This is a genomic window from Sporichthya sp., from assembly GCF_013815995.1.
GTDB lineage: Bacteria > Actinomycetota > Actinomycetes > Sporichthyales > Sporichthyaceae > Sporichthya.
Window position 1 is genome coordinate 1 of the sequence record NZ_JACDFE010000290.1, and the last position, 4645, is coordinate 4645.

The window sequence follows — 4645 nt, forward strand, 5'->3', positions numbered from 1 at the left end:
GGCCCGGCGGGCCCGCAGCAGCAGCACGCCGCTGCCGCCCACGACCGCGGCGGCCGGGATCAGCGCCACCGCCACCGGGACCGCGATCATGTGCCCTTGCCCAGACCCTCCTGGCGGGCTCGGACGATCGCCGCGCTGCGGTCGGCCACGGCGAGCTTGGCGAAGATCGCGGAGATGTGATTGCCGACGGTCTTCGGGGACAGGTGCAGCGCGGCGGCGATCGAGGCGTTGCGTTCCCCGGCCGCGATGCGGTCGAGGATCTGCCGCTCGCGTGCGGTCAGCTCGGGGAACGGCTCCGCTGCCGGCCGCGGCGGCGAGCGGAAGAATTGCAGTACCCGCTCCGCAACGCCGGGGCCGAAGATGGCCTCACCGGAGACGACCGCCCGGATCGCCCGGTCGATCTCCTCCTGCTCGGCCCCCTTGAGCAGGTAGCCGCTGGCGCCGGCCTGCATCGCGGCGAACACGGTGTCGTCGTCGTCGAACATGGTGAGGACGAGGACCGCGGTCGACGGGACCGCCGTGCGGATCCGGCGGGTGGCCTCCAGGCCGTCCATGACCGGCATCTGAATGTCCATCAGGACGACGTCCGGGTGCAGCAACTGCGCTTCCCGGACCGCGGCCTGGCCGTCGACCGCTTCGGCGACGACCTCAAGACCGGGCAGGGAGTCGATCAAGGCGCGGAGGCCGTGCCGGACGACCGGGTGGTCGTCGGCGAGCAGGATGCGGATTGCGGCGTCCGTGGGTTCCGTGACCGTCACAGCGTTGATGATGCCGCTTCAGCCCGCGCCCTGCCTGGGGGTCGCCCCTAGTTCTGCCGGGAGAACTCCCGGAGGATGAGGGGGGCCGCCTCCTGTGGGTGAGGTGATGCGCGGCGGATCGTCGGGGAACCGGACCGACCACTCTCGTCGAAGGAGTACGAACATGGACGCCGAGCTCACGCGCCGCAACAAGATCGGCCTGGTCCTCATCGCGATCTTCGGGGTGCTCAACATCCCGAGCCCGCTGCTCGGCGGTGACTCCGAACCGGGGCAGGACTCCCCGCCGATGGCCGTCCTGGTGCTGGCCTCGATCTGCGGCGTGGTCATGCTGGTGGCCGCAGTTCAGGCCCTGCGGGTCAGGTGCCGCCGCGCGCTGCGCCTGGCGGCGGGCGCCACGATCCTGCAGGGCGTGACCAACCTGCCGGTCTTCTTCGTCGACGTGGAGCCCGGCATCAAGGTCGCCTCGGCGGTCGCGACCGTCGTCACCGTGGTCTGCGTGGTCCTCACGCTGGCCCCCGCACGGCGCGCCGTGCCGGTGCTGGACTGACCGGGTGAAGGCACCGGGGCGCGGGAACCGCCCCCCGGCGGGTCGCGTCATACCTGGGCACTGAGCCACCCAGGGCGCCGGCCACGGCGTCACGAGACGCCCGATTGGTCAGGTATCTGCCCTTATGTCGCTGACTGCGGATCAAGCACGCCGCGGCCTGCCCAGGATCGCCCGGATGTTTCGCGGGCCGGGCATCCCTCCGCAGGAGGCGCCGGTCGCGGCCCGGGTGCCCAGTGACGAGTTCACCTCGGTGGACCTGAACGAGGCGATCAAGTTCCTCTACCTGTTCCACGCCGAGAACCCGGACGCCGGCTCGCTGCCGGACCGCATCTCGCAGGTGGCGATCGAGATCGAGCGCACCGGCACCTACGTGCACACCTACGACGAGCTCGCGTTCGGCGCCCGGGTGGCCTGGCGCAACAACAGCCGGTGCATCGGGCGGCTGTACTGGAAGAGCCTGGTGGTCCGCGACGCCCGCGGGGTCACCGACCCGTTCGACGTCTTCACCGAGTGCGTGGAGCACCTGCGGTACGCAACCAACGACGGCAAGATCCGCCCGACGATCACCATCTTCGCCCCGCCCGCCCCGGGCCGCCGCGGGGTGCGAATCCGCAACGACCAGATGGTCCGCTACGCCGGCTACCGCGCCGTTGACGGCTCGGTGATCGGCGACCCGTCGCAGGTGGACTTCACCCGCGCCGTCGAGCGCTTCGGCTGGCTCGGTGAGGGCAGCGCGTTCGACCTGCTTCCGCTGGTGATCGACGGCCCGGCCGGACCGCCGCACGTCTTCGAGATCCCGCGCGACGCGATCCTCGAGGTGCCGATCGAGCACCCGCAGTACCCCTGGTTCGCCGAGCTCGGCCTGAGTTGGCACGCGGTGCCGGCGATCGCGAACATGGACCTGCACATCGGCGGCATCACCTACACCGCCGCGCCGTTCAACGGCTGGTACATGGGCACCGAGATCGGTTCGCGCAACTTCGGCGACTCGGACCGCTACGACCTGCTGCCCGGCGTCGCCCGCCGTCTCGGCCTGGACACCAGCACCGAGCGGACGCTCTGGAAGGACCGAGCACTTCTCGAGCTCAACGTCGCGGTGCTGCACTCGTTCACGATGGCCGGGGTCACCATCACCGACCACCACACCGAGTCCGAGCGCTTCCTGATGCACGTGGAGCGGGAGGAGAAGGCCGGGCGCACGGTTCCCGGTGACTGGTCCTGGCTGGCGCCGCCGATGTCCAGTTCCGCGACCGGGGTGTTTCACCGCTACTACGACGCCGAGGAGCAGACCCCGGCGTTCACCCCGCGCGGCACCGGGTGCCCGGTGGCGACGAAGGCGGCCCAGGCGGCCGTCGCCGTCTGCCCGGTCACCGGCCGCAGCGCCTCCGACGCCTGAACCTCCGCGGGACGACGTCCCGCACGGGCGCATGTCAGCCTGCATGCCGGCTGACATCCGCCCACCAGGGCTGACACCCCGTCCGTGCCGTCACGCCGCATAACATCGCGGGATGGATGTCGTCCCCGCATCGATCCGTGGCCTGGTCGGTGGCCGCAAGCTGCCGCCCTACCGCGTCGGGCAGGTGGAGGACGTCCGCGAGGGCCGTCGGGCCCAGGTGGACCCGCGCTCCGCCGCGACCGTGATGCTGCTGCGCGACACCTCCGCCGGCCCCGAGGTCTACGTACTGCGCCGGCAGGCCACGATGGCGTTCGCGTCCGGTCAGTACGTGTTCCCGGGCGGCTCCGTGGACCTGCGCGACGAGATCATCGACGTCGACTGGGTGGGCCCGGCGCCGGAGTACTGGGCGAAGATCTTCTCCGCTCCCGAGCCCCTGGCGATCGCCCTGGTCTGCGCGGCCATCCGCGAAACCTTCGAGGAGTCCGGGGTGCTGCTCGCCGGCCCGGACGCCGACACCGTCGTGGCCGACACCTCGGGCGCGGACTGGGAGGCCGACCGGGTTGCGCTGATCGACCGCGAGCTGTCCTTCGCGGACGTCCTGTCCCGCCGCGGCCTCGTCCTGCGCGCCGACCTCGTCGTGCCCTGGGCGCACTGGATCACCCCGGCGTTCGAGCCGAAGCGCTTCGACACCCGCTTTCTGGCCGCGGCGCTCCCGGCGGGCCAGGTCACCCGTGAGTTCGGCGAGGAGGCCGACCAGGTCGAGTGGGTGCGGCCGGAAGCGGCCATCGAACGGTTCAAGTCCGGGGATATGGCGATCATGCCGCCGACCCTGATCAGCCTGGCCGAGATCGGCGGGTACCGGAGCGTGGCCGAGGCGATGGCGGCCAGCGCCGCCCGCGAGATCGTGCCGATCGAGCCGCACGTGGTCGTGCGGGGCGAAGACATGATCCTCGTGCTGCCCGGCGACCCGGACTACCGGCCGCCGGCGCCGTGAGCGCCTGGACCGGCGGGACGGTCAGCCCGCGTGCCCGTTGCGTGCTGGCCCCGAACGGGAGCCCGATGACCCTGGAGGGCACCAACACCTGGGTGCTCGCCGAGCCCGGCGGGGCCCGCAGCATCGTGGTCGACCCGGGTCCGCTGGACGCCGACCATCTCGACGCCGTCCTCGCCGCCGCCACCGAGGGCGGTCGCTCGGTCGCGATGGTGCTCGCCACCCACCGCCACCACGATCACGTCGAGGGGGCGCAGGCGTTCGCGGTGATGGCGGACGCCCCGGTTCGGGCCGCCGACCCGCAGTTCCAGATCGGCCCCGGCATCACCGCGCTCGCCGAGGGCGACAAGATCTGCGTCGACGGCCTGGAACTCGACGTCCTGCACACCCCGGGCCACACCTCGGACTGCATGACGTTCCTGCTCCCCGCCGAGCGGGCCATCCTCACCGGCGACATGGTGCTCGGTCGGGGCCCGACCGTGGTGATCCCGCCGGACGGCGTGCTCCGCGACTACTTCGCCTCGCTGGAACGGTTCGCGGCGCTGGCCGGCGACGTGGTCGACACCGTCTACCCGGGCCACGGACCGGTGCTCCCCGACGCGGGCGCGGCCATCGACTATTACCTGACGCACCGTCGGCAGCGGCTGGAGCAGGTGCGGGCGGCGATCGACGCCGGCGATGTGACTCCCCGTCAGGTTGTCGAGCGTGTCTACGTCGACGTCGACAAGGCGCTGTGGCCGGCCGCCGAATGGTCGGTCAAGGCCCAGCTGATCTTCCTGGGGGTGGCGGTCGAGAATCCGGACGAGGTCCCGCCCAACCCGTACCGCTAGTGGTGTGTCTCAGTTTTGACTGACTACTTCGAGTGCGACGCGTCCGCGTCGGACTTTGGCGAGTATCGACTCGGCGCTGGCGGTCCAGATCAAGGGCCTGGGGAAGTCGTTGTTCACGCGCAG

At 71.5% G+C, this 4645-nt stretch carries 5 protein-coding genes and 1 pseudogene; 4 read left to right on the forward strand and 2 right to left on the reverse strand.

Translation table 11 applies throughout. The features are described 5' to 3' along the window. Positions 1-86: 86 nt before the first annotated feature. Positions 87-758, reverse strand: a complete 672-nt coding sequence (locus tag H0X00_RS21745) for a response regulator transcription factor (protein ID WP_293774778.1) — start codon at positions 756-758, stop codon at positions 87-89. Positions 759-921: 163 nt separating this feature from the next. On the opposite strand from H0X00_RS21745, the gene H0X00_RS21750 reads away from it, so the two are divergent. The 4 genes from H0X00_RS21750 (at position 922) to H0X00_RS21765 (ending at position 4522) form a co-directional block, all read left to right on the forward strand. Then, the gene (locus H0X00_RS21750) at positions 922-1305 is read left to right on the forward strand and encodes a hypothetical protein (RefSeq protein WP_293774779.1); all 384 of its coding nucleotides are present in this window, start codon (positions 922-924) and stop codon (positions 1303-1305) included. A 175-nt stretch (positions 1306-1480) separates the two neighbouring features. Then, positions 1481-2701, forward strand: coding sequence for a nitric oxide synthase oxygenase (locus H0X00_RS21755; RefSeq protein ID WP_293774780.1), 1221 nt, complete (start codon positions 1481-1483; stop codon positions 2699-2701). A 112-nt stretch (positions 2702-2813) separates the two neighbouring features. Next, positions 2814-3695, forward strand: coding sequence for an NUDIX hydrolase (locus H0X00_RS21760; RefSeq protein WP_293774782.1), 882 nt, complete (start codon positions 2814-2816; stop codon positions 3693-3695). Further along, positions 3692-4522: an MBL fold metallo-hydrolase gene (locus H0X00_RS21765; protein WP_293774784.1), complete on the forward strand. Its 831-nt coding sequence runs from the start codon at positions 3692-3694 to the stop codon at positions 4520-4522. The genes H0X00_RS21760 and H0X00_RS21765 overlap by 4 nt, the downstream gene beginning before the upstream one ends. A gap of 9 nt (positions 4523-4531) precedes the next feature. On the opposite strand, the pseudogene H0X00_RS24015 reads toward H0X00_RS21765, so the two are convergent. Next, a pseudogene (locus tag H0X00_RS24015) lies at positions 4532-4645 on the reverse strand (IS630 family transposase); the annotation flags it as partial.